Source organism: Tamlana crocina, from assembly GCF_012037625.1.
Genome location: NZ_JAAVJS010000132.1, coordinates 1 through 529, shown reverse-complemented (window position 1 = coordinate 529; position 529 = coordinate 1). Strand labels below are relative to the sequence as shown.

2 pseudogenes are annotated in these 529 nt (G+C 43.7%); both read left to right on the top strand.

From position 1 onward, the window contains the following. Window positions 1-240: pseudogene (locus HC176_RS15975) on the top strand (polysaccharide pyruvyl transferase family protein); the annotation flags it as partial. Then, a pseudogene (locus tag HC176_RS15970) lies at window positions 240-529 on the top strand (class I SAM-dependent methyltransferase); the annotation flags it as partial. The pseudogenes HC176_RS15975 and HC176_RS15970, both read left to right, overlap by 1 nt.

Genomic DNA, 529 nt, shown 5'->3' with positions numbered 1-529 from the left:
GCGCATGCCTACGGTATCCCCGCTGTATGGGTAAAGATGTCGAACAAGATCTTCGGAAATGACATAAAATACGCCGATTATCTTGAGTCTGTGGAACTGGACATTTACGAAGCGGAATTTGTAGAAGCCGGCATTACAGAAGAAAAGATTTCAGAGATGTTTGAAAGATATCCTGTGCTGGTTCCTGAAGAAAAGCTGAAAGAGTTAAAAATCCGATTGATTGAAGTGAAGCCGTTTTGATGAGTACAGAAAATCAGCAGAAAAACAAGGAGCATTATGACCGCCTGTACAAAGAGGGACAGGTGAAGAATATTCTGCACTGGATCAACCACCTTGATGCCTTTCTCAATTCGGTTACTACTACCGAGATCAGTTGGTTTGCGATCTATAAGAATAATTTTATGGATAGATTAGCGGGAAAGAAAGTGCTGGAAATGGGGTGCGGGGATTGTACGAATGCCGCGGTGATGGCTGCTCTTGGTGCTGAGGTATATGCGAATGACATAGCCGATTCCAGCGGAAGGATCAT